We start from the raw sequence: 21455 nt of genomic DNA, 5'->3' as shown, positions 1-21455 counted from the left end.
GTGATTTGCATACGCCACAAAAATGATACGCAAGATAGGGTAAAATCATGCGCATCTTGCCTCGCTAACCAAATAGAACGTCCAGATCGTTGTGAGCATTGCCATCCAATCCCGTCTCGATGAATTCCGCCAGCAGCGCCGGGTTCAGGCGGGTTCGCTCATCATCACCGTGTTTGGCGACGCCATCCTGCCGCGTGGCGGCCGCATCTGGCTGGGTAGCTTGATCCGCCTGCTCGAACCGCTGGAACTCAACGAGCGCCTGATTCGTACCTCGGTGTTCCGTCTGGCCAAGGAAGAATGGCTGCGGACGGAAACGATAGGCCGGCGCGCCGACTACGTGTTGACACCATCCGGGCGGCGCCGCTTCGAGGAAGCATCGCGCCATATCTACGCCTCGCACGCTCCGCTTTGGGATCGCCGCTGGCGGCTGATTCTGGTCGTCGGCGATCTCGAGTCCAAGGTTCGTGACCAGGTTCGCCGGGCGCTGTTCTGGCAGGGGTTCGGTGTATTGGGCGGCGACTGTTTCGTGCACCCGAGCGCCGAGTTGTCGAGTGTGCTCGATGCCCTGATCGCCGAAGGCCTGTCATCCGCTTTGGGCGCCTTGATGCCGCTGTTTGCCGCCGACTCCCGCTCGGCGCTATCGGCCAGTGATTCCGATCTGGTTCGTCGCGCCTGGGACCTCGGGGCGCTGGCTGAAGCCTACAGTGAGTTCGTGGCAGCCTATCAGCCGATTCTCGACGAGTTGCGGCGCGATCATCTGGCCGATGTCAGCGAACAGGATGCCTTCCTCGTTCGCATCCTGCTCATCCACGATTACCGGCGCCTGCTGCTGCGCGACCCGGAACTGCCGGAGGTCCTGCTCCCCGGCGACTGGCCTGGCCAGCAGGCTCGCTTGCTGTGCAAGGAACTTTACAAGCGGCTGGAACCACTTTCCAGCCGCCATCTCGACAAGATGCTATGCCTGTCCGATGGTAGCGTTCCGGTTGAGGACGGCACGCTGCCCGAGCGTTTTTCGCAGTACGACCCGCTGATTGCCTGATCAGCTGCCACGTTTTTTGAGTTCGGTTAGCGGTACAACATCGGTCATTTCGATGCGTTTTCGGGTTGATACTTCTTGATACATCAGCGACCCCCCCCTTCGGGGGTAGTCATTCCACGAAGTCAAATTGACAGCTATGTCTAATTTGTTGTCAATATTGTTGATTTTTTACTTTGGGGTGCAACGGATACTTCTGGAATATTTTGCGGAATGGTGTAAAGTTAGTTCAGGAATTTTCGTTGCGAGGTGAAGAAATGGATATTCAATCAGTGACTTCCAGCATCAATGCGTATGCGAATACGGGTGCTCAGAGCAGTCAGGCTACGCAGGCCCAGCAGGTGCAACAGGCCGAGAAACGCGAGTCGCGCCCGGAGGAGCGGGTAGAGCGTAGCGAAGAGCCTCCGCGCCCGGTCAAAAATGCACAGGGTCAGGAGACCGGTACATTGGTCAACGTGACGGCTTAGGTACAAACTGGTTTGTAACAGGCGATTGGTGACGAGATGGCAGTATCGTCGGCATCAGGCGCTCAATCAGCCAGCAGTGGGCTTTGGGCGCAACTCCAGCTGCAACAGGCACGGCGAAATGCTGATCAGGCGGAGCAGCAGGCCGCGGCCTTGCAGGCTCAGGCACGCTCAGCACAAAGTGTTGCCGACCGCGCACAGGAAAGTGCCCGTTCTTTGCAGGTTCAGTCGCGACAGGCGCAGGGCGACGCCAGCCAGGCAAGACTGAATCTGGCGACCCTGAATTCAGTTGGCGAGGTGCAGAGCCAACTGGGTGAATTGAAAACACAAATCAGCAAGGTGCTTCAGTCGGAGCCGCTGGTGGCCACAACAACAACCGCAGCGCCCGTCGTCAATACCTCTGGTCAGCAGACAGGAACCTTGGTCAACGTGACGGCGTAAGCCGATTGTCTGGTCGATCGGCAACGAGGCGCTACGGCGCCTGTTTTTTTGCCTGCTCATCGGCGCCAGCTTTGGTATCGTTCTGCCTTATCCATATTGAATGACATAAAAGGAATCTGATCCGTGCTTCAAAATCATTGGTGCGCCTCCGTGGATGCGACCATACAGTTGCGTACCGGCTGCAATCCACTCGAAAAACATGGGCCGCAGGCGGTGCTCGTTCACGCTGATGCCTGGGCGCCGATGGACGCAGTGGTCGATCCGCATGACATACGTCAGGTGGTCGACTACGAAGTGATCTTTCTGGCCATTCGCAAGCTGGAGGGGAATGCCCACTGCGAATGTCTGGAATCGAGCATTCTCGAGGTCATGGACGCGATTTTCGGCATGGCCATTGTGTCATCGGCCCATGTCTCGATGCACAAGCCGCATGTCTACAACGGGCAGGGGACGCCAGCCATTTCACTTTCGCTGACGCGTGAGCAGTGGGCAAAGAGCAAACGGTGATCTCGGCCATCGGGGCTGTTGCCAGCAACGGCATGATTGGCCTGGACGGATGGCTGCCTTGGGATATTCCCGAGGAACTGGCCTACTTCGAGAGAATGGTCGAGGGCGCCGCGCTGGTTATCGGTCGCTTGACTTACGAATCGATGGATGTGGTACCGGTCGATTCGTTCATCGTCAGTCGCCAGCCCGACCTGGCCTTGCGCCCGGGTTGTACCCGGGTTGCTTCGGTGGAGGAGGGCTTGCTGGCTGCGTTGGCAACCGGTAAGCCTGTTTTCGTCATTGGTGGTGCTGCGGTCTACGCGGCGGCCTGGCCGTATTGTCATCGGTTCTATCTGACCCGCATCGAGCAGTCATTTTCTGGTGACTCGCTGTTTCCGCCCGAGATCCCCGTCGACGACTGGCCTATCCACGAAGAGTTAGTCGAGGTGCTGCTCGAGAGGCGGAGCGGCAAGAATGTGATGTGTCGCTTTCTGCAGTATCGGCAACCCAACCCGCGCCCGCTTCCGGTGCCTCGTTGCAATTCCAAACCGGCATGCTCAGAATGAGCTTTCGAGAGCTTGGCTGACCAGCCGCGAGACGTGGAGACAATGCCCGGACAGAAGCCCCGCAATGGGAATCACCTGTGGATCGCCTTGATTTCATTGGCTGTCGGCGGTTTCATTTTGCTTGGGTACGTGTTGTGGTCGGCCTATCAGGAGGTCTGGGCAGAAGCGCGGTCGGTCGCCAGTACCCAGTCCGAGTTGCTGGAAGCGCGGTTTGATGCTGCCTTGCGGCGAATCGATGTGACCTTGGGCGAATTGGTCGAGAGTGTTCCAAACGAGTCTCTCAATAGCGATGCAGCCCCCCGTTTTCGTCCCGAAGTCGAGGATGATCTCAAACATTTCCAACGAGCCTTTCCAGAGGTGGCAGGATTTCGAGTCATCGATTCGGAGGGGAATGTGCTTTACCTCTCTGGCGGTGGCGAATACGTCAATGTGGCTGATCGCTCGTATTTCAATCTGCCCAAGAAAGGGAGCGGGCACGCGATTCTGTTCTCCGATGTGGTCAAGTCGCGTATTACCGGCCGGGAGACTTTTGTTGCGGCCCGGGCAATCCGCGCATTGGATGGTCGTTTCCTCGGGCTGGTCAGCGCTGCGATAGAGATTGATTATTTCGAGAAACTGTTCAATGAGTCCCGCCTCGGAGCTTCCGGGGCTGTGGCAATCCGCCGTAGTGATACCCATGCCCTGGTCTTTCGTGAGCCGTCGGTTCCCAACGAGATCAACCGCTCGCTTGATCCGTCGCATCCCATCTTTCAGTTGATCAAATCAGGGCAGCGGCATGGACTTCTGGAGTTTGTCGCCCAGTCGGATAGTGTGAAACGAGTGTACGGGTACCGGATGCTCGAGCACTATCCGTTTTATGTCCTGGCGGGGGTGTCGGAGTCGGATGTGATGGCCTCCTGGCGGCAGCGGACATTCATCGTTGGTGTCTTTGGCGCGGCCTTGCTGGGGTGCCTGTTTGTCGTACTCTATGAATTGTTTCGCGGTCGACAGCGCGAGTTGGTGGCGGCAATCGATTTGCGCCGCAATGGTGAGCGCCTGAATGCAGCACAGCGTATCGCCCAGCTGGGGAGTTGGGAAATCGATCTGGCGACCATGCGGGTAACGTGTTCCGATGAGCTCTACCGGATTTTTGAGATTCCCTGGGTGGAGGGCGGGGCGCATTACGACGAGTTTCTCGCGCAGATTCATCCGGAAGATCGTGCATTCGTTGACAGGACTCTGAAGGACTCAGTTGAGCAGCACCAGTCAGCCAACATGAAACATCGTCTGGAGATGCCGGACGGCCGGATCAAGTATGTCCTGGAGGTCTGCGAGACCGAGTATGGCAAGGATGGTGTTCCTTTGCGGGTCATCGGTACCTCGCAGGATATAAGTATCCAGCACGAAACCGAGGCGCAGATGCAGTTGCTGGCCAGCGCTGTCCAGCATAGCGGCGAGGCCATCATGATTACCGATGTTCACAACAACATCATCACGGTCAACCCGGCGTTTACACGCCTGACCGGTTATTCCGCCGAGGAAGCGGCCGGGCGCAACCCGCGCTTTCTGTCGGCCGGGCGGACGACGCCCGAAGAGTATGGCCGGATGTGGCAGGACATTACCGGGCGAGGTTTCTGGCAGGGTGAAATCTGGGATCGACGCAAGGACGGCGGCATTTATCCGAAGTGGATTTCCATCTCGGTCATTCGCGATGACGAAGGGAAAATCCTCTACCACATTGCCCACTTTACCGACGTGTCGACCGAGCGTGCGACGGAAGAGCGCCTGCACCATATTGCCCACCACGATGTCCTGACCGGCTTGCTCAACCGCCTTAGCCTGAAGGGGCGGATGGATCAGGCGCTGGCCACGGCGCGGCGCGACGGTGCGCGGGTGGCCGTGATGTTCATCGATCTCGATCGTTTCAAGGTGATAAACGATACGCTCGGGCATCACATTGGCGATGAACTGCTCATCGAAGTGGCCAAACGCCTGCGCGAGAGTGTGCGCGATAGTGACGTGGTGGCGCGGCTGGGCGGGGACGAGTTCGTGATTATGCTGTCCGGCATCGACCACACCAGTTCGGTGGCTCTGGTTGCCGAAAAACTGGTGTCCAGTGTTGGTGTTTCCTGCCAGATCGGGGGCTTCGATCTTTACACTTCACCCAGTATCGGCATCGCTATTTTCCCGACCGATGGCTGCGATGGCGAGACCTTGATGAAGAATGCCGATGCCGCCATGTATCACGCCAAGGCGGCAGGTCGAAACAACTTCCAGTTTTTCGACGCCAAGATGAACGACGTGGCGCTGGATCGGCTGAAAATCGAGCATGCCCTGCGCCATGCTCTTTCCCGCGACGAGTTTCGCCTGCACTTCCAGCCAATCATTGACTTGGCCAGTGGCAAGGTGGCTGCCGTCGAGGCGCTGGTCCGCTGGCAGCATCCCGAGAGAGGGTTGCTGGCACCGGGGGCGTTCATCGGCATTGCCGAGGAAACCGGGTTGATCCAGCCGCTCGGCGAATGGGTCCTGTGGGCGGCTTGTCAGCAATTGGCCGAGTTCTATGCGGCGGGACTGTCCGGCATCAGGATGGGTATCAACATTTCAGCCATCCAGATGCGCAACGGCAACCTGCCGGTCATTGCCCGCGGCATCATTGAAGCCTACAACCTGAATCCGGCCGATCTCATTTTCGAAATCACCGAGTCGGTGGCGATGGAACAGCCGCTGGAGACCGTGCGTATCCTCGATATCCTGCACAGCATGGGCATCGTGGTTGCCATCGACGATTTCGGAACCGGCTATTCGTCGCTCGGCTACCTGCGCATGTTCCCGCTCAAGCACCTCAAGCTCGATCGTTCATTCGTCGAGGAAATTGACGAGGATACCGATGGCTCGGTGATCTGCGATGCAACCATCGGGCTGGCCCACAACCTCGGCCTGAAGGTGGTGGCGGAGGGCGTCGAAACTGTCGAGCAGCTCGACTACCTGCGCAGCCGGGGTTGCGATCTGGTACAGGGTTATCTGTTCAGTCGCCCGGTGCCGGCTGCCGAGGCGATTGCCTTCATTCGCCAGCACAATTCCTGAAAGTCAGAAAAGACTTGCATTGGCCGAACCTTGTTATTATGATTAAAACGAACGTATGAATCATAATAACAAGGAGACTCCCCATGGAAACCCGTACTGTCGATACGCGCGAACGAATCCTCGATGCCGGCGAGCGCCTGTTCATGGCACATGGCTACGAGGGCACGTCGATGCGCCAGATTACCGGCGAGGCTGGCGTCAATCTGGCCGCAGTCAATTATCACTTCGGCTCGAAAGAGTCGCTGATGCAGGAAGTCTTCCGGCGCCGCCTTGACTGGCTGAACGAAGAGCGCATGCGCGTCCTGGACGCTCTGGAAGTTGAAGCGGCTGGCCAGCCAGTCAAGCCGTCAGCGATTGTCGATGCATTCTTCGGAACCCTTTTGCGCATGGCGGGGGACGAGAATCGTGGCGGGATGACTTTCCTGCGCCTTCTTGGCCGGACACTGACCGAGCCATCCGAATTCATCCGCGCCTTCCTGGCGCACGAGTACCAGGCGGTAATGGACCGCTACAAGGAGGCGCTGTTCAGGGCGCTACCCGAGGTGCCCAAGGCCGAGATCGTCTGGCGCTTTCACTTCATGCTCGGCGCGACATCCTACGCCATTGCCGGTACCGATGCGTTGCGTCTGGTCACTGACTGGCAGATCGAGGACGAGGATTCGACCGATCGGCTGGATCGTCTGGTGCCACGCCTGATGTCCTTCCTGCTCGGCGGCTTGCGCGCCCCATTGCCTCAATTCTAGGTTGCCACGGTCAACCGGAAATAAACACCAAAATCAAAAAGACATAAAAGGAGACAACAGCATGTTCAACAGCCTCATCCCTCTGCTCGGGTTAGTCACCCTGGTGGCTTTGGCCGGGTTGATCCTGATTCGGCCTTTGCGGCGAAGCATCATCACCCGGCCCATTTTTTCCAGCTATCGCAAGGTCCTGCCGCAGATGTCGGATACCGAGCGCGATGCGCTCGAAGCCGGCACCGTCTGGTGGGAGGGGGAGTTGTTCCGCGGTCAGCCGGACTGGCAGAAGCTGCATGCCTACCCGCAGCCGAAACTGACGCCGGCCGAGCAGTCCTTTCTCGACAACGAATGCGAGGAAGCCTGCCGTCTGGTCGATGACTGGAAAGTGACGCACGAACTCTACGACCTGCCGACCGAAGCTTGGCGTTACATCAAGGACAAGGGCTTCCTCGGCATGATCATTCCGAAGAAGTACGGCGGCCTGGAGTTCTCGGCCTACGCCCATTCGCAGGTGGTGACCAAGCTGTCGACGCGTTCCAGCGCGCTGTCGGTCTCGGTCATGGTGCCCAACTCGCTCGGCCCGGCCGAACTGCTGCTGCATTACGGCACCGATGAACAGAAAAATCATTATTTACCGCGCCTGGCCAAGGGCATCGAGGTGCCGGCTTTCGCGCTGACCAGCCCGTGGGCTGGTTCCGATGCGGCGTCGATTCCCGATGCCGGCGTCGTCTGCAAGGGCATGTATCAGGGCAAGGAAGTGCTCGGCATGCGCGTCAGCTGGGACAAGCGTTATATCACGCTGGCCCCGGTGTGCACGGTGTTCGGGCTGGCCTTCCATCTTTACGATCCGGACGGTCTGTTGGGTGACAAGAAGCACGTCGGCATCACCTGTGCGTTGGTCCCCTACGACCATCCGGGCGTCGATACCGGCCGTCGCCACTTCCCGCTCAACGCCATGTTCATGAACGGGCCGACGCGTGGCAAGGATGTCTTCATGCCGCTCGATTTCATCATCGGCGGTCCGGAAAAGGCTGGTCACGGCTGGCGCATGTTGATGGAGTGTCTGGCTGCGGGTCGTTCGATATCGCTGCCGTCTTCCAACACCGGCATGGCCCAGATGACGGCGCGCGCCGTCGGCGGTTATGCCCGCGTGCGTTCGCAATTCAAGATGGCCGTCGGCAAGTTCGAGGGCGTCGAGGAAGCGCTGACCCGCATCGGCGCCTATACCTACATGATGGACGCTGTGCGCAAGATGACGGCCGGTGCGGTCGATCTCGGCGAGAAGCCGTCGGTCGTTTCCGCCATCGCCAAGTACCACGTTACCGAACGCGCCCGTCAGGTGGTCAATGACGGCATGGACGTCATCGGCGGCAAGGGCATCTGCCTTGGCCCGTCGAATTTCATGGGGCGTGCCTACCAGCAGGTGCCGATCGGCATCACGGTCGAAGGCGCCAACATTCTGACCCGTTCGCTGATCATCTTCGGCCAGGGCGCCATTCGCTGCCATCCGTATTTGCTGCCGGAAATGCAGGCGGCGCAGAACCCGGATCAGAAGCAGGGTCTGGTCGATTTCGACAAGGCGCTGTTCGGCCATATCGGCTTCACGATCAAGAACGGTTTCCGTGCCCTGTGGCTGGGCATGACCGGCTCACACTTTGCTGCGGTCAACGTCGATACGGCGCCGGAAATGAAACGTTATTACCAGCAACTGACGCGCTTCTCGGCGGCCTTCGCCTTCATGGCCGACATCTCGCTGCTCGTCCTTGGCGGCAGCGTCAAGCGCCGCGAAAAGCTGTCGGCCCGTCTCGGCGACATCCTGGCCCAGATGTACCTGATTTCCTGCACCCTCAAACGCTATGAGGAAGAAGGCCGTCAGGCCGAGGACGCGCCGCTCGCCCACTGGGCGATCTGGGACGCCATGTACAAGGCGCAGCAGGCGTTCGACGGTGTCATCGCCAACTTCCCGATCCGCTTCATTGCCGCTCTCCTGCACCGCTCGATCTTCCCGTGGGGCCATCCCTACGTCGTGCCATCCGACGAAGTCGGCCATCAGGTGGCCAAGGCGCTGATCGCCCCGTCCGCCACCCGCGACCGGCTGACGGCCGAATGCTACCTGCCGCTGGTCGAGAGCGAGCCGGTCGGCGCCATCGAGTTGGCCCTGAATGCCACGCTGCTTGCCGAGCCAATCGAAGCCAAAATCCGTGCGGCCGAAAAAGACGGTCGATTCGACAACAATCCGTTGGCCAACGTCCGTGACATCGCCATCGTCGCCTTCGAGGCCGGGGTCATCACGGCTGCCGAGTTCGAGGTCATGAAGCAGCGCAATCACCTGCGCGACATCGTCGTCCATGTTGACGACTTCCCGTTCGACTACGGTGTCGCCACCGCCAACAAGCCGGCCGAATGCCGGATGGCAGCCTAAGCATGACGAAAACGATTTACGTTGTCGATGGCGCTCGTTCGCCTTTCTTAAAGGCGCAGAAAGGGCCGGGGATTTTTGCCGCCTCCGATCTCGCTACCCAGGCCGGCCGGGCATTGCTGTTGCGCCAGCCTTTCGAACCGAGCGATCTCGATGAAGTCATCCTCGGTTGCGCCGCGCCCTCGCCGGACGAAACCAACATTGGCCGCATGGTCGCCCTGCGTCTCGGCTGCGGTAAAAAGGTTCCCGGCTGGACGGTGATGCGCAACTGTGCCTCGGGTATGCAGGCCATCGATTCGGCCATCGCCAACATTCAGGGCGGGCGTTCCGAACTGGTGCTGGCTGGCGGCGTCGATGCGCTCTCAAGGGCGCCGCTCCTTTACTCCGACGCGATGGTGCGCTGGTTTGCCGGCATGATGAGCCTTCGCACGGTCAACCAGAAAATCGGCCATTTTTTGAAATTGCCGCTGGCCGAGTTGCTCAAGCCGGTGATTGGTTTGATGAAAGGGCTGACGGATCCCGTGGTCGGCCTGTTGATGGGCCAGACGGCCGAAAACCTGGCCTGGAAATTCGGCATCAGCCGCCAGCAGATGGACGAGTTCGCTGTCAAAAGCCATTTGAAAGCGATGTCGGCCCGCGCCGCCGGCTACTACGGCGAGATCGTCCCGGTCGTCGATGCCAAGGGCAAGGTCTACGCCGAAGACGACGGCGTGCGGGCCGACGCCAGCATGGCCGGCATGGCCAAGCTCAAGCCTTTCTTCGACAAGAAATACGGCAACATCACGGCGGCCAACAGCTCGCAGATCACCGACGGCGCCGCCTGGGTGATCCTCGCGTCGGAAGAGGCTGTGCAGAAATGGGGCCTCAAGCCCATCGGCAAGATCGTCGACAGCGAATGGGCCGGCCTCGATCCAGCGCTGATGGGCCTCGGCCCGGTGCATGCCACGACACCGATCCTGCAACGCCACGGCCTGAGCTTCAATGATATCGATTACTGGGAGCTCAACGAAGCTTTCGCGGCGCAGGTGCTGGGCTGTCAGGCGGCGTGGAAATCCGACGAATACTGCCGCGAACAACTCGACCTGCCTGGGTGCCTCGGCAGCCTGGACGATGAAAAGCTCAACGTGGACGGCGGCGCCATCGCCATCGGTCACCCGGTCGGCGCCTCGGGGGCGCGCATCGTGCTGCATCTGCTGAATGTGTTGCGCCGGAACAAGGCCAAACGCGGAATTGCCACGATTTGCATCGGGGGCGGCCTGGGCGGCGCCATGCTCGTGGAGGCGCTATGAAAAATAACTTCAATTTTGGGCAATTTTTCCGGTTGACCGTGGCAACGAGGGAGATCGGCGCATGAAGCACTGGCAACTCATCAAGGAAGAAAACGGCATCGTCATCGCCGTCTTTGACAAGGCCGGCGAATCCGCCAACTCCTTGTCCGCTGAAGTCATGGCCGAGTTCGGCGATATCCTCGACCAGCTCGACAAGCAGCCGCCCAAGGGCCTGATCGTCCGTTCCGGCAAGGAGGCCGGCTTCATTGCCGGCGCCGACATCGAGGAATTCTCGCAACTCGATTCCGCTGAAAAAGGCAGGGCGCTGGTGACGCGCGGCTGGAACCTGTTCAACCGGCTGGCCGCCGTATCCTACCCGACGCTGGCCCTGGTTCGTGGCCATTGCCTCGGTGGTGGGCTGGAACTGGCCTTGGCCTGTCGCTACCTGCTGGCGGTCGATGAATCCGGCACCAAGATGGGCCTGCCCGAAGTCATGCTCGGCATCTTCCCCGGCTGGGGCGGCATGCTGCGCCTGCCCAAGCGCGTCGGCCCGGCGACGGCGCTCGACATGATGCTGACCGGCAAAACCATCGACGCCAAGCGCGCCAAAAAAATGGGGCTGGCCGACGATTGCGTGCCGCCGCGCGTCATGGAAATGGCTGCCTGCCAATTGCTGCTTTCCGGCCAGCCGCGCCGGCCACTGCCCTTCATGCAACGCCTGTTCAACGGTCCGCTCAAATCGGTCGTCGCCAACGGTGCCCGCAAGCAGGTGGCGAAAAAGGCGCGGCCGGAGCACTACCCGGCACCCTACGCCATCATCGACCTGTGGGCGAAGCACGATGGCAATGCGCTAGCCGCGCCGGAGGTCATCGACCGCATCATCACTTCGCCGACGGCACGCAATCTGGTTCGCGTCTATCACCTGCAGGAACGCCTCAAAGGCTTCGGTAAATCGTCTGACTTCAAGGCCAAACGGGTTCACGTCATCGGCGCTGGCGTCATGGGGGGCGACATCGCCGCCTGGTGCGCCCTGCGTGGCATGACTGTGACGCTGCAGGATCAGACGCTTGAGCGCATCGCGCCGGCGCTCAAGCGCGCCCACGCCTTGTTCACCAAGCGCCTGCGCGAGCCACTCAGGATTCGCGATGCCTTCGACCGTCTGATTCCCGACCCGAACGGCGACGGCGTAGCCCACGCCGATGTCGTCATCGAAGCCATATTTGAAAACGTCGAGGCCAAGCACGCGCTGTTCAAGTCGCTCGAACCGAAGATGAAAGCGGGTGCCGTCCTCGCCACCAACACTTCCAGCCTCAAGCTCGAAGACCTGCGCACGGTTTTGAGCAAGCCGGAACGCCTGGTCGGAATCCACTTCTTCAACCCGGTGGCGATGATGCCGCTGGTCGAAGTCGTTGCAGCCGAGGGCGCCGATCCGGCCGCCGTGCAAGCTGCCTGCGCGTTTGTGAAGCAGATCGACAAGCTGCCGCTGCCGGTCAAGAGCGAACCGGGATTCCTGGTCAACGCCGTACTTGCACCCTACATGCTGGCCGCCATGCGGGCGGTCGACGAGGGCGTTTCACCGGCAACGGTCGACGAAGCGATGCTCGCCTTCGGCATGCCGATGGGACCGATCGAACTGGTCGACACCGTCGGCCTCGACATCGCCATGGCCGCAGGCAAGCAATTGGCCGGCGGGGCGGAGGCGCCACGTTGCCTGATCGAACGCGTCGATAAAAGCCTGCTCGGCAAGAAGAGCGGGCAGGGCTTCTACGACTGGTCGTCCGGCAAGGCCGACAAGGCTGCGGCCGGCAATGTGCCCGATGGACTGGCTCAAAGGCTGGTCATGCCGCTGATCGACCGGGTGGAAAAACTGGTCACTGACGGTGTGGTTGCCGATGCTGAGCTTGCCGATGCCGGCGTGATATTTGGCACCGGTTTTGCCCCCTTTACCGGCGGCCCGATGCACTTTCGGCACGGACAGGGTTAGGAGTGTTGTTTATTTCCAACGAACGTTTGAAATAATGCATTTCATACAGCGTTTCACTCGCATGTTTGAGATTTAATCGTAGTGGCAGTGACGGGAGAATTCCTCCCAACATAACAAAACAGGAGACAAATCAATGAACAGAACCAAGCTGCGCCTTATCCCGGCGCTCATCGCAATCGCATTTTCCGGCAGTGCTGCAGCGGCTGGCTTCCAGTTGCTGGAGCAGAACGCCAGCGGTCTCGGTAACGCCTACGCCGGTTCGGCTGCCGTGGCCGACAATGCCAGCACGATCTTCTTCAACCCGGCTGGTATGACCCAGCTTCAGGACCGGGAGGTATCGGCTGGCGTTAGCGTGATCAGCGCAAATTATCAGTTCAACAACACCAGTTCTTCGACCGGTACCACGCTGGTCGGAAACAGCGATGGCGGGACGGTTGGCTTTGTTCCGAATGCCTACATGTCATGGCGCCTTGCCAAGGACGTTTATGTCGGCTTGGGCATTGGCGCTCCGTTCGGTTTGGCAACCAAGTACGACGACAACTGGTATGGCGCGGCTCAATCGATCGAATTCGACATCCAGACGATCAACATCAACCCGTCGGTGGCATGGCGCGCCAACGAGTGGCTGTCGCTGGGGGCTGGCGTGAACTATCAGATTCTCAATGCGGAATATCGGAAGGCTGCAGGAACTGCTGCGCCATTCGCTGCGACCACTGCTGTCTTGAATCTGGATGGCACGGCATGGGGCTGGAACATTGGCGCATTGATGAAGATCACGCCGGCGACCAAGCTCGGTTTGTCCTATCGCTCGACGACGAAATACGATCTCGATGGTGACGTCGAGTTTACCGGCACCCTTGCCCAATCTGGCGCGACAGCCGGTGCAACGACCAATCGCGCCGTCACCGCGACGATCGAACTGCCTGATACTTGGATATTGAGCGCGACGCATGAATTGAATGACCGCGTCGAATTGTTGGGCGACGTTTCGTGGACCGGCTGGAGTTCTATTCCCAAGGTTAATATCGTGAACGCTCAGACTACTGGTGCGGGCGCCGTGGCCGGCCAAAACATGCAAGTCCTTGACACTGAATTTCGTGATACTTGGCGCGTCGCTGTGGGGGCCAACTACAAGCTGAACGATGCCTGGAAACTGAAGGCCGGTCTGGCTTATGACCAGACACCAGTCAAAGGTCCCACCACCCGTCTCGTCTCGTTGCCGGACAATGACCGTACCTGGTTCAGCCTGGGAACGCAGTGGAAGCCGTCGAAATCGATGACGCTTGATATTAGCGCTGCCTACCTGCTGATCAAGGACACCGAAGTCGATAATAACCAGAACAGTGGTGTTACCGGCGCTAACCGCGTTACCGGTAACTACGATAATCAGGCATTCCTTCTCGGCGCCCAGTTCTCCATGGCCTTCTAAGCACCTTGATTCAGCGCGTAATTCAATCCCCGGCCAGCCCGGGGATTTTTTTGGATTTCGGCCAAAAAACCGGTTGACCGTGGAAGTCGCTGTTCTATAATTCAAACGTTCGTTTTATATTGACGAAGCGGAAAAATAAGAGACTTAAAAGGAGATGCAATTGAACAAGTTGATCGTGAAGAAAGCTGCCGTTCTCGGCGCTGGCGTCATGGGGGCGCAAATTGCCGCGCACCTGGCCAACGCCAACGTGCCGGTCGTGCTGTTCGACCTGCCGGCCAGGGAGGGCGACAAGAATGGTGTCGTCAAGAAGGCCCTCGATGGCCTGAAGAAGTTGGACCCGGCGCCGCTGGCCAGCAAGGGCAAGCTGAAGTTTATCGATGCCGCCAATTACGATGAGCACCTGCCGCTGCTCGCCGAGTGCGATCTGGTCATCGAAGCCATCGCCGAGCGCATGGACTGGAAGAACGACCTCTACGCCAGGATCGCGCCGCACCTGGCGCTGAACGCGATCATCGCTTCCAACACCTCCGGTCTGTCGATGAATGCGTTGGCACAGGGGTTGCCGGAAGCCGTCCGGCCGCGCTTCTGCGGCATCCACTTTTTCAATCCGCCGCGCTACATGCATCTGGTTGAGATCATTGGCACGCAAAGCACCGACGGCAGCACGCTCGATGCGCTGGAAACCTGGCTGACCTCGCGTCTTGGCAAGGGTGTCATCCGCGCCCTAGATACGCCGAACTTCGTCGCCAATCGGATTGGCGTCATGTCGATCCTTGCTGTCATGCATCACACCCAGGCCTTCGGCCTCGGTTTCGATGAAGTCGATGCACTGACCGGTCCGAAGATCGGGCGCCCGAAGAGCGCCACCTACCGCACCGCCGACGTCGTCGGTCTGGATACGCTGGCCCATGTCGTCAAGACCATGCAGGACACGCTGCCCAACGACCCGTGGCATGCCTACTTCACCAGCCCGGCCTGGCTGCAGGCGCTGATCGCCCAGGGTGCGCTGGGTCAGAAAACCCGTTGCGGCATCTTCCGCAAGCAGGGCAGGGAAATCCAGGTACTCGACCTCAAGGCGCAGGATTACCGGAAGTCCGAGGGTGAAGTGGTCGAGGAGGTCGCTGCCATCCTCAAGATGAAGAATCCGGCCGAGAAGTTCGCCGCCTTGCGCGGTTCGGCGCATCCACAGGCGGAGTTCCTGTGGGCCATCTTCCGCGACATCTTCCATTACGCCGCCGTGCAGCTGGAAAACGTCGCCGACAACGCCCGCGATCTCGACCTGGCCATGCGCTGGGGCTTCGGCTGGGCGCAGGGTCCGTTCGAGACCTGGCAGGCCGCCGGTTGGAGCGAGATTGCCAAGGCCATCGCCGTCGATATCGCGGCCGGCAAGACCATGAGCACCACGCCGTTGCCGGCCTGGGTCCTGGAAGCAGGGCGCACCGGAGTGCATACGGCTCAGGGCTCGTATTCGGCTAGCAAGAACGCCTACGTGCCGCGCTCGACGCTGCCGGTTTATCAGCGTCAGCTGTTCCCCGAGCGCGTGCTTGGCGAGACCGCTGCGACCCCCGAAAAATCCGGCGAAACGCTATACGAGAACGACGGCATTCGCCTTTGGAAACTGCCGGCCGTCGATTCCGGTATCGGCATCCTTTCGATCAAGTCGAAGATGCATACCATCGGTGACGAGGTGCTCGATGGCGTCATCGCCGCCGTACGTCAGGCCGAGACGACGCTCGATGGCGTGGTGATCTGGCACGAAGCGCCGTTCGCCGTCGGCGCCAATCTGGCCCAGGTGACCGAGGCTATTGCCGCCGGTCAGTTCGATCTGCTTGAACAGACCGTCGAGAAATTCCAGCGTGCCTCGCAAACGCTCAAGTACGCGCAAATCCCGACCGTTGCAGCGGTGCAGGGCATGGCGCTGGGCGGCGGCTGCGAGTTTGTCATGCATGCCGGCAAGCGCGTCATGGCGCTTGAAAGCTATGTCGGGCTGGTCGAGGCAGGTGTCGGGCTGATCCCCGCTGGCGGTGGTTGCAAGGAATTCGCCGTGCGTGCTGCCGAGTGGGCTGCCCAGTCGAACGTGCCGGGCGAAGTCTTCAATTACCTGCAAAACGCCTTCATGACCATTGCCATGGCCAAGGTCGCCAAGAGCGCCGTCGAGGCCGTCGAATACGGCTTCGCCAAGCCGTCCGACACCATCCTGTTCAACGCCAATGAGCTGCTCTTCGTGGCGATCCGCGAGGCTCGGGCTATGGCTGAGGCCGGCTACGCGCCGCCGCCGAAAGCACGGGCCATCCCGGTCGCCGGCAAGAACGGCATCGCGACGCTGGAAATGATGCTGGTGAACATGAAGGAGGGCGGCATGATTTCTGCCCACGACTACAAGGTTGCAAAGTTCGCTGCCATCGCCCTGTGCGGCGGTGAAATCGAAACCGGTAGCCTGGTCGATGAAGAATGGTTGATCACCGTCGAGCGCCGGCTGTTCGTCGAACTGCTGAAAGACCCCATGACCCAGGCCCGGATCAAGCACATGCTGGAAACCGGCAAGCCTTTGCGTAATTAATCGGGCTGAGGAAAAAATTATGAGTAAACAAATTCAAGACGCCTACATCGTCGCTGCCACCCGCCTGCCGGTGGCCAAGAAAAACGGCATGTTCAAGAACGTGCGGCCGGATGACATGCTGGCCCATGTCATCAAAGCGGTTGTCGCCCAGGTGCCGGGCATCGACCCGGCGCTGATCGGCGATGTCATCGTCGGCTGCGCCATGCCGGAAGCCGAGCAGGGCATGAACGTCGCCCGCATCGGCCTGCTGCTGGCTGGCTTGCCGATCACCGTGCCGGGCATCACGATCAACCGTTTCTGCTCCTCCGGGGTGCAGGCGGTGGCCGATGCCGCCAACCAGATTCGCCTCGGCCTGGCCGATGTGATGATCGCCGCCGGCACCGAGTCGATGAGCGTCATGCCGCAAATCATGGGCAACAAGATGTCGATGAACCCGGCGATTTTCGCCAAGGAGGAAAACCTCGGCATCGCGTTCGGCATGGGTCTGACCGCCGAAAAGGTGGCGAGTCAATGGAAGGTCAGCCGCGAGGCGCAGGATGCCTTCGCCGTCGAGTCGCATCGTCGGGCCTGCGCAGCGATTGCCGCCGGTCATTTCATGGCCGAGATTTCCCCCTACACTATCCGCGAAAGCCTGCCCGATCTGGCTTCCGGCGAGATTCGCATTCGTGAGCGTACGGTCGATACCGACGAAGGCCCGCGCCCGGATTCGGCCCTCGACAAGCTGGCCAAGCTGAAGCCGGTGTTCCATGCCCGTGGTTCGGTGACGGCCGGCAATTCGTCGCAGATGTCGGACGGCGCCGGCGCCGTGATGCTGGTTTCCGAAAAGATCCTGCTCGAACACAACCTGACGCCGCTCGCTCGTTTTGCCGGCTACGCCGTCGGTGGCGTGGCGCCGGAGATCATGGGCATCGGGCCGGTCGCGGCGATCCCCAAGGTGCTGGCGCAGGTCGGCATCAGGCAGGATCAGCTGGACTGGATCGAACTCAACGAAGCCTTCGCCGCCCAGTCGATTGCGGTCATGCAGGAACTCGGCATTGATCCGACCAAGGTCAATCCGCTCGGTGGCGCCATCGCCCTCGGCCACCCGCTCGGCGCCACCGGTGCCATCCGTATCGCCACCGTCGCGCATGGCCTCAAGCGCACCGGCGGCAAGTACGGCATGGTGACGATGTGCATCGGCACCGGCATGGGCGCTGCCGGGATCATCGAGCGGATTTGAGGAGAAACCGCGATTGCCACGGTCAACCGGAAAAAACGGCCAAAATTGAAATCATGAAACCCGCCTGGCTGGCCAAACTCTCTCCAACCTGGCGGGCGCGCATGGTGCGTCTAGGCTTCAACTTTCATCCGGCCTTTCGTGGCACGGGCGGTCGGGTGACCCATGTGGCAAAGGATTTGCGCCACATCCGGGTTTCCCTGCCGCTGAACTGGAAGACGAAGAATATCGTTGGTTCGCTTTACGGTGGTTCGCTGTTCGCGATCACCGATGGGGCGCATCCGATGATGTTGATGGCGGCGCTGGGCGACGGTTATATCGTCTGGGACAAGGCGGCGAACATTCGTTACCGCAAGCCCGGGTTTTCGACGCTGTACGCCGATTTTGTGCTTAGCGACGAGGAAGTGGCGGAAATCCGGAGCGAACTGGCAAAGAATCCGGAGCTTGAACGGACTTATCAGGTCGAATTGAAAGACAGGCACGGCATCGTGCATACCGTCGTCGAGCGTACGGTTTACATCGCCGACAAACATTACTACCGACAAAAGAGCGGTGGAGGAGACAAATGATTACATCGACAAGCGTCCGGCAGGCAGCGCTGATTGCCGCAATGCTGGCGGTTCCCGGGCTGCATGCCGCGGAAGTGGCCGGCGTGAAAGTGGACGACAGCATCCGCGTTGGCAACAGCGATCTGGTCCTCAACGGCGCCGGCTTGCGCAGCAGAATGTTCATCAAGGTTTACGTTGGCGCGCTCTACGTTGGCCAGAAATCGACGACGCCAACGGCAATCTACGACAGCCCGCAGCCGCGCCGCATGGTCATGCGCATGATGCGCGATCTCGATGCCGATGCCTTGAGTTCGGCGCTCGACGATGGCCTCAAAAACAACCACAGTCCGGCCGAGCTGGCCGAGCTGAAAACCCAGGCCGACCAGTTGGGCAGCATCATGAAGGGTATCGGCAAGGCCCGTGAAGGCGATACCATCGGCATTGACTTCTCCGCGGATGGCGTCGCTGTCAGCCTGAACGGGGAAACGCGTGGCAAGGTGGCCGGCGCGGGCTTCGCGAAAGCGCTGCTCAAGGTCTGGCTTGGTGACAAACCGGCAGACGCCTCGCTGAAGAAGGCGCTGCTCGGGTCCTAGCTTGGCAACGGAGGAGGAGACAATCATGGAAAAAATCTGGCTACAAAGCTATCCGAATGGCGTGCCGGCAAACATCGACATCGACCACATCCCGTCGCTCGTCGCGCTGTTCGAAACCGCCTGCACGACCTACGCCGACAAGGTCGCCTACATCAGCATGGACAAGGCGATGACCTATCGCCAGCTTGACGAGGAGAGCAAGGCCTTCGCCGGCTGGCTGCAGGCCAAGGGGCTGAAGAAGGGTGACCGCGTCGCGCTGATGATGCCCAACCTGCTGCAATATCCCGTGGCGCTCTTCGGCACCTTGCGTGCCGGTTGCGTCGTGGTGAATTGCAACCCGCTCTACACGCCACGCGAACTCGAACACCAGCTCAAGGATTCCGGTGCAGTGGCCATCGTCATCGTCGAAAACTTCGCCCACACGCTCGAGCAGGTCGTCGCCCACACGGCGATCAAGCACGTCATCGTCACGCCGATGGGCGAAATGCTGGGACTCAAGGGCATCATCGTCAATTTCGTCGTGCGGCATGTCAAAAAGCTGGTGCCGGCCTGGAAACTGCCCGGTTCCATCGGTTTCAACAGCGCACTGTCTACCGGGCGCAGCCACGGCTGGAAACCGGTAGCGCTGACCCAGGACGACATCGCCTTCCTGCAATACACGGGCGGCACGACGGGGGTTTCGAAGGGCGCCATGTTGACCCACGCCAACATTGCCGCCAACGTCACGCAGGCCTACAACTGGATCAAACCGGTGGTGCGCGAGGGCGAGGAGTTCATCATCACCGCGCTGCCGCTGTATCACATCTTCGCGCTGACGGCGAACTGCCTGACTTTCCTGATGATCGGCGCCCGCAACCTGCTGATCGCCAATCCGCGCGACATCCCGGGCTTTGTCAAGGAATGGGGCAAGTACCCGGTGACCGTGGTGACCGGCGTCAATACCCTATTCAACGCGTTGCTGCATAACCCCGATTTCGCCTCGCTGGATTTCTCGACCATGCGCGTCACGCTGGGTGGTGGCATGGCAGTCCAGGGGCCGGTTGCAGAAAAATGGAAGCAGGTGGTTGGCACACCCTTGCTGCAAGCCTACGGTCTGACCGAAACCTCGCCGGCGGCAACCATCAACCCGCTCGACATGGGCGAATTCAACGGTTCGATCGGCCTGCCGATTTCCTCCACCGAAGTCTCGATCCGTGACGATTACGGTAACGAGGTGCCGCAGGGGCAGGTTGGCGAAATCTGCATTCGCGGTCCGCAGGTCATGAAGGGCTACTGGCAACGGCAGGAGGAAACCGACTACGTTTTTTATCCGGACCGCTTCCTGCGTACCGGCGATGTCGGCTACGTCGACAAAAAAGGCTTCGTTTTCCTGGTCGACCGCAAGAAGGACATGATCCTGGTCTCCGGCTTCAACGTTTACCCGAACGAGGTCGAGGAAGTCGTCGCCATGCACCCCGGTGTCCGCGATGTCGCCGCCATCGGCGTAGCCGATGAAAACTCCGGTGAAGCGGTCAAGATTTTCGTCGTTCGCAAGGATCCGGCAGTCACCGAGCGCATGCTGATCGACCACTGTCGCGGCCTGCTCACCGGCTACAAGATTCCCAAACATGTCGAATTCCGTGACGACCTGCCGCGTACCAACGTCGGCAAGATCCTCCGTCGCGCACTGAAAGAGGGGGCTTGATGCCGATTCCAGAATCACTGAACAAGAACCTGGCGTTGCCCGTCATCTGCGCGCCGATGTTCATCGTCTCCAACCCCGATCTCGTCATCGCCCAGTGCAAGAGCGGCCTGATCGGCTCCTTCCCGGCCCTCAACGCCCGGCCCAAGGAGTTGCTCGACGAATGGCTGACCCGCATCAAGGCTGAACTGGTAGCCGATCCGAAGGCGGCACCGTTCGCCGTCAATCAGATCATCCACCCCTCCAACGAGCGGCTCGAGCACGACATGATGCTCTGCGTGAAGCACGAGGTGCCACTCATCATCACCAGCCTGTCGGCGCCGACGCAGATCGTGCCGCCAGTGCATGCCTACGGCGGCAAGGTTTTCCACGATGTGATCAGCGTTCGCCATGCCGAAAAAGCGTTGGAGGCCGGTGTCGATGGCCTGATCCTGGTTTGCGCCGGGGCCGGCGGTCATGCCGGCATGCTGAGCCCCTTCGCCCTGGTCGGTGAAATCCGCAAGTTCTACGACGGCCCGATTGCGCTCTCCGGTTCGATCACCAACGGCAGCGCGATTCTGTCCGCGCAAGCCATGGGCGCCGATTTCGCCTACATCGGCACGCGCTTCATCGCCACCGACGAAGCGCATGCGGTCGATGCCTACAAGCAGGCCATCGTCGACAGCGCTGCCAAGGACGTCGTCTACACGCCGTACTTCACCGGCGTGCATGGCAATTACCTGAGCAAGAGCATCGTCGCCGCCGGCCTTGATCCGGCCAATTTGCCGGAGAAGGATAAAACCGCGATGAATTTTGGCGGCGCGACAGCCGCCAAAGCCTGGAAGGACATCTGGGGCGCCGGGCAGGGCGTCGGCACCATCGACGATGTGATGCCGACCGCCGATCTGGTTGCCCGCCTGAAGCAGGAATACCGCGCCGCGAAGACGGCGTTATGCAGCAATCCATTCTGAAAATACAAAAGGAG

General features: G+C 60.2%; 17 protein-coding genes. All 17 read left to right on the top strand.

Annotated elements, in window-relative coordinates; all coding sequences use genetic code 11:
- Nucleotides 1-91 precede the first annotated feature (91 nt).
- Nucleotides 92-1039, top strand: a complete 948-nt coding sequence (paaX, locus tag AC07TV_RS06670; RefSeq protein ID WP_494647621.1) for a phenylacetic acid degradation operon negative regulatory protein PaaX — start codon at nucleotides 92-94, stop codon at nucleotides 1037-1039.
- A gap of 254 nt (nucleotides 1040-1293) precedes the next feature.
- Complete coding sequence (locus AC07TV_RS06665; protein ID WP_494647620.1) at nucleotides 1294-1503, top strand: hypothetical protein; 210 nt, start codon at nucleotides 1294-1296, stop codon at nucleotides 1501-1503.
- 150 nt (nucleotides 1504-1653) lie between these two features.
- On the top strand, nucleotides 1654-1941 hold the full coding sequence (locus AC07TV_RS06660) for a hypothetical protein (protein WP_494647619.1): 288 nt from the start codon (nucleotides 1654-1656) through the stop codon (nucleotides 1939-1941).
- 123 nt (nucleotides 1942-2064) lie between these two features.
- A complete protein-coding gene (locus tag AC07TV_RS06655; RefSeq protein ID WP_494647618.1) occupies nucleotides 2065-2448 on the top strand; it encodes a dihydroneopterin aldolase in 384 nt (127 codons plus the stop codon).
- A complete protein-coding gene (locus AC07TV_RS06650) occupies nucleotides 2445-2993 on the top strand; it encodes a dihydrofolate reductase (protein ID WP_494647617.1) in 549 nt (182 codons plus the stop codon). The genes AC07TV_RS06655 and AC07TV_RS06650 overlap by 4 nt, the downstream gene beginning before the upstream one ends.
- A 42-nt stretch (nucleotides 2994-3035) precedes the next feature.
- Nucleotides 3036-6056 carry a bifunctional diguanylate cyclase/phosphodiesterase gene (locus AC07TV_RS06645; protein WP_494647616.1) on the top strand — a complete coding sequence of 1007 codons (3021 nt, stop codon included), beginning with the start codon at nucleotides 3036-3038 and terminating at the stop codon, nucleotides 6054-6056.
- Nucleotides 6057-6139: 83 nt separating this feature from the next.
- Nucleotides 6140-6799 (top strand): TetR/AcrR family transcriptional regulator, encoded by a 660-nt coding sequence (locus AC07TV_RS06640; RefSeq protein ID WP_226498357.1) that lies wholly within the window; start codon nucleotides 6140-6142, stop codon nucleotides 6797-6799.
- Nucleotides 6800-6860: 61 nt separating this feature from the next.
- Nucleotides 6861-9215 carry an acyl-CoA dehydrogenase gene (locus AC07TV_RS06635; protein WP_494647615.1) on the top strand — a complete coding sequence of 785 codons (2355 nt, stop codon included), beginning with the start codon at nucleotides 6861-6863 and terminating at the stop codon, nucleotides 9213-9215.
- Nucleotides 9216-9217: 2 nt separating this feature from the next.
- Nucleotides 9218-10501, top strand: a complete 1284-nt coding sequence (locus AC07TV_RS06630; RefSeq protein WP_494647614.1) for an acetyl-CoA C-acetyltransferase — start codon at nucleotides 9218-9220, stop codon at nucleotides 10499-10501.
- 61 nt (nucleotides 10502-10562) lie between these two features.
- A complete protein-coding gene (locus AC07TV_RS06625; RefSeq protein ID WP_494647613.1) occupies nucleotides 10563-12464 on the top strand; it encodes a 3-hydroxyacyl-CoA dehydrogenase NAD-binding domain-containing protein in 1902 nt (633 codons plus the stop codon).
- A gap of 133 nt (nucleotides 12465-12597) precedes the next feature.
- A complete protein-coding gene (locus tag AC07TV_RS06620; protein WP_494647612.1) occupies nucleotides 12598-13893 on the top strand; it encodes an OmpP1/FadL family transporter in 1296 nt (431 codons plus the stop codon).
- A gap of 160 nt (nucleotides 13894-14053) precedes the next feature.
- Complete coding sequence (locus AC07TV_RS06615; protein WP_494647611.1) at nucleotides 14054-16453, top strand: 3-hydroxyacyl-CoA dehydrogenase/enoyl-CoA hydratase family protein; 2400 nt, start codon at nucleotides 14054-14056, stop codon at nucleotides 16451-16453.
- A gap of 19 nt (nucleotides 16454-16472) precedes the next feature.
- The gene (locus AC07TV_RS06610) at nucleotides 16473-17672 is read left to right on the top strand and encodes an acetyl-CoA C-acyltransferase (RefSeq protein WP_494647610.1); all 1200 of its coding nucleotides are present in this window, start codon (nucleotides 16473-16475) and stop codon (nucleotides 17670-17672) included.
- Nucleotides 17673-17725: 53 nt separating this feature from the next.
- A complete protein-coding gene (locus AC07TV_RS06605; RefSeq protein WP_494647609.1) occupies nucleotides 17726-18238 on the top strand; it encodes a DUF4442 domain-containing protein in 513 nt (170 codons plus the stop codon).
- Nucleotides 18235-18810, top strand: coding sequence for a chalcone isomerase family protein (locus AC07TV_RS06600; RefSeq protein WP_494647608.1), 576 nt, complete (start codon nucleotides 18235-18237; stop codon nucleotides 18808-18810). Before AC07TV_RS06605 ends, AC07TV_RS06600 begins: the two co-directional genes overlap by 4 nt.
- A gap of 25 nt (nucleotides 18811-18835) precedes the next feature.
- Complete coding sequence (locus AC07TV_RS06595; protein ID WP_494647607.1) at nucleotides 18836-20494, top strand: long-chain-fatty-acid--CoA ligase; 1659 nt, start codon at nucleotides 18836-18838, stop codon at nucleotides 20492-20494.
- Nucleotides 20494-21441 (top strand): NAD(P)H-dependent flavin oxidoreductase, encoded by a 948-nt coding sequence (locus AC07TV_RS06590; RefSeq protein ID WP_494647606.1) that lies wholly within the window; start codon nucleotides 20494-20496, stop codon nucleotides 21439-21441. The genes AC07TV_RS06595 and AC07TV_RS06590 overlap by 1 nt, the downstream gene beginning before the upstream one ends.
- Nucleotides 21442-21455 lie beyond the last annotated feature (14 nt).

This window comes from Azonexus sp. GW821-FHT04F04, assembly GCF_059420025.1.
This window is presented reverse-complemented; position numbering and strand designations above follow the sequence as displayed.

Bases quoted from the DNA above. Each gene is read 5' to 3' on its own strand.
- AC07TV_RS06590 (WP_494647606.1), top strand. From the start codon at position 20,494: ATGCCGATTCCAGAATCACTGAACAAGAACCTGGCGTTGCCCGTCATC.
- AC07TV_RS06635 (WP_494647615.1), top strand. From the start codon at position 6,861: ATGTTCAACAGCCTCATCCCTCTGCTCGGGTTAGTCACCCTGGTGGCT.
- AC07TV_RS06625 (WP_494647613.1), top strand. From the start codon at position 10,563: ATGAAGCACTGGCAACTCATCAAGGAAGAAAACGGCATCGTCATCGCC.
- AC07TV_RS06645 (WP_494647616.1), top strand. From the start codon at position 3,036: ATGCCCGGACAGAAGCCCCGCAATGGGAATCACCTGTGGATCGCCTTG.
- AC07TV_RS06665 (WP_494647620.1), top strand. From the start codon at position 1,294: ATGGATATTCAATCAGTGACTTCCAGCATCAATGCGTATGCGAATACG.
- AC07TV_RS06640 (WP_226498357.1), top strand. From the start codon at position 6,140: ATGGAAACCCGTACTGTCGATACGCGCGAACGAATCCTCGATGCCGGC.
- AC07TV_RS06595 (WP_494647607.1), top strand. From the start codon at position 18,836: ATGGAAAAAATCTGGCTACAAAGCTATCCGAATGGCGTGCCGGCAAAC.
- AC07TV_RS06630 (WP_494647614.1), top strand. From the start codon at position 9,218: ATGACGAAAACGATTTACGTTGTCGATGGCGCTCGTTCGCCTTTCTTA.
- AC07TV_RS06610 (WP_494647610.1), top strand. From the start codon at position 16,473: ATGAGTAAACAAATTCAAGACGCCTACATCGTCGCTGCCACCCGCCTG.
- AC07TV_RS06620 (WP_494647612.1), top strand. From the start codon at position 12,598: ATGAACAGAACCAAGCTGCGCCTTATCCCGGCGCTCATCGCAATCGCA.
- AC07TV_RS06600 (WP_494647608.1), top strand. From the start codon at position 18,235: ATGATTACATCGACAAGCGTCCGGCAGGCAGCGCTGATTGCCGCAATG.
- AC07TV_RS06605 (WP_494647609.1), top strand. From the start codon at position 17,726: ATGAAACCCGCCTGGCTGGCCAAACTCTCTCCAACCTGGCGGGCGCGC.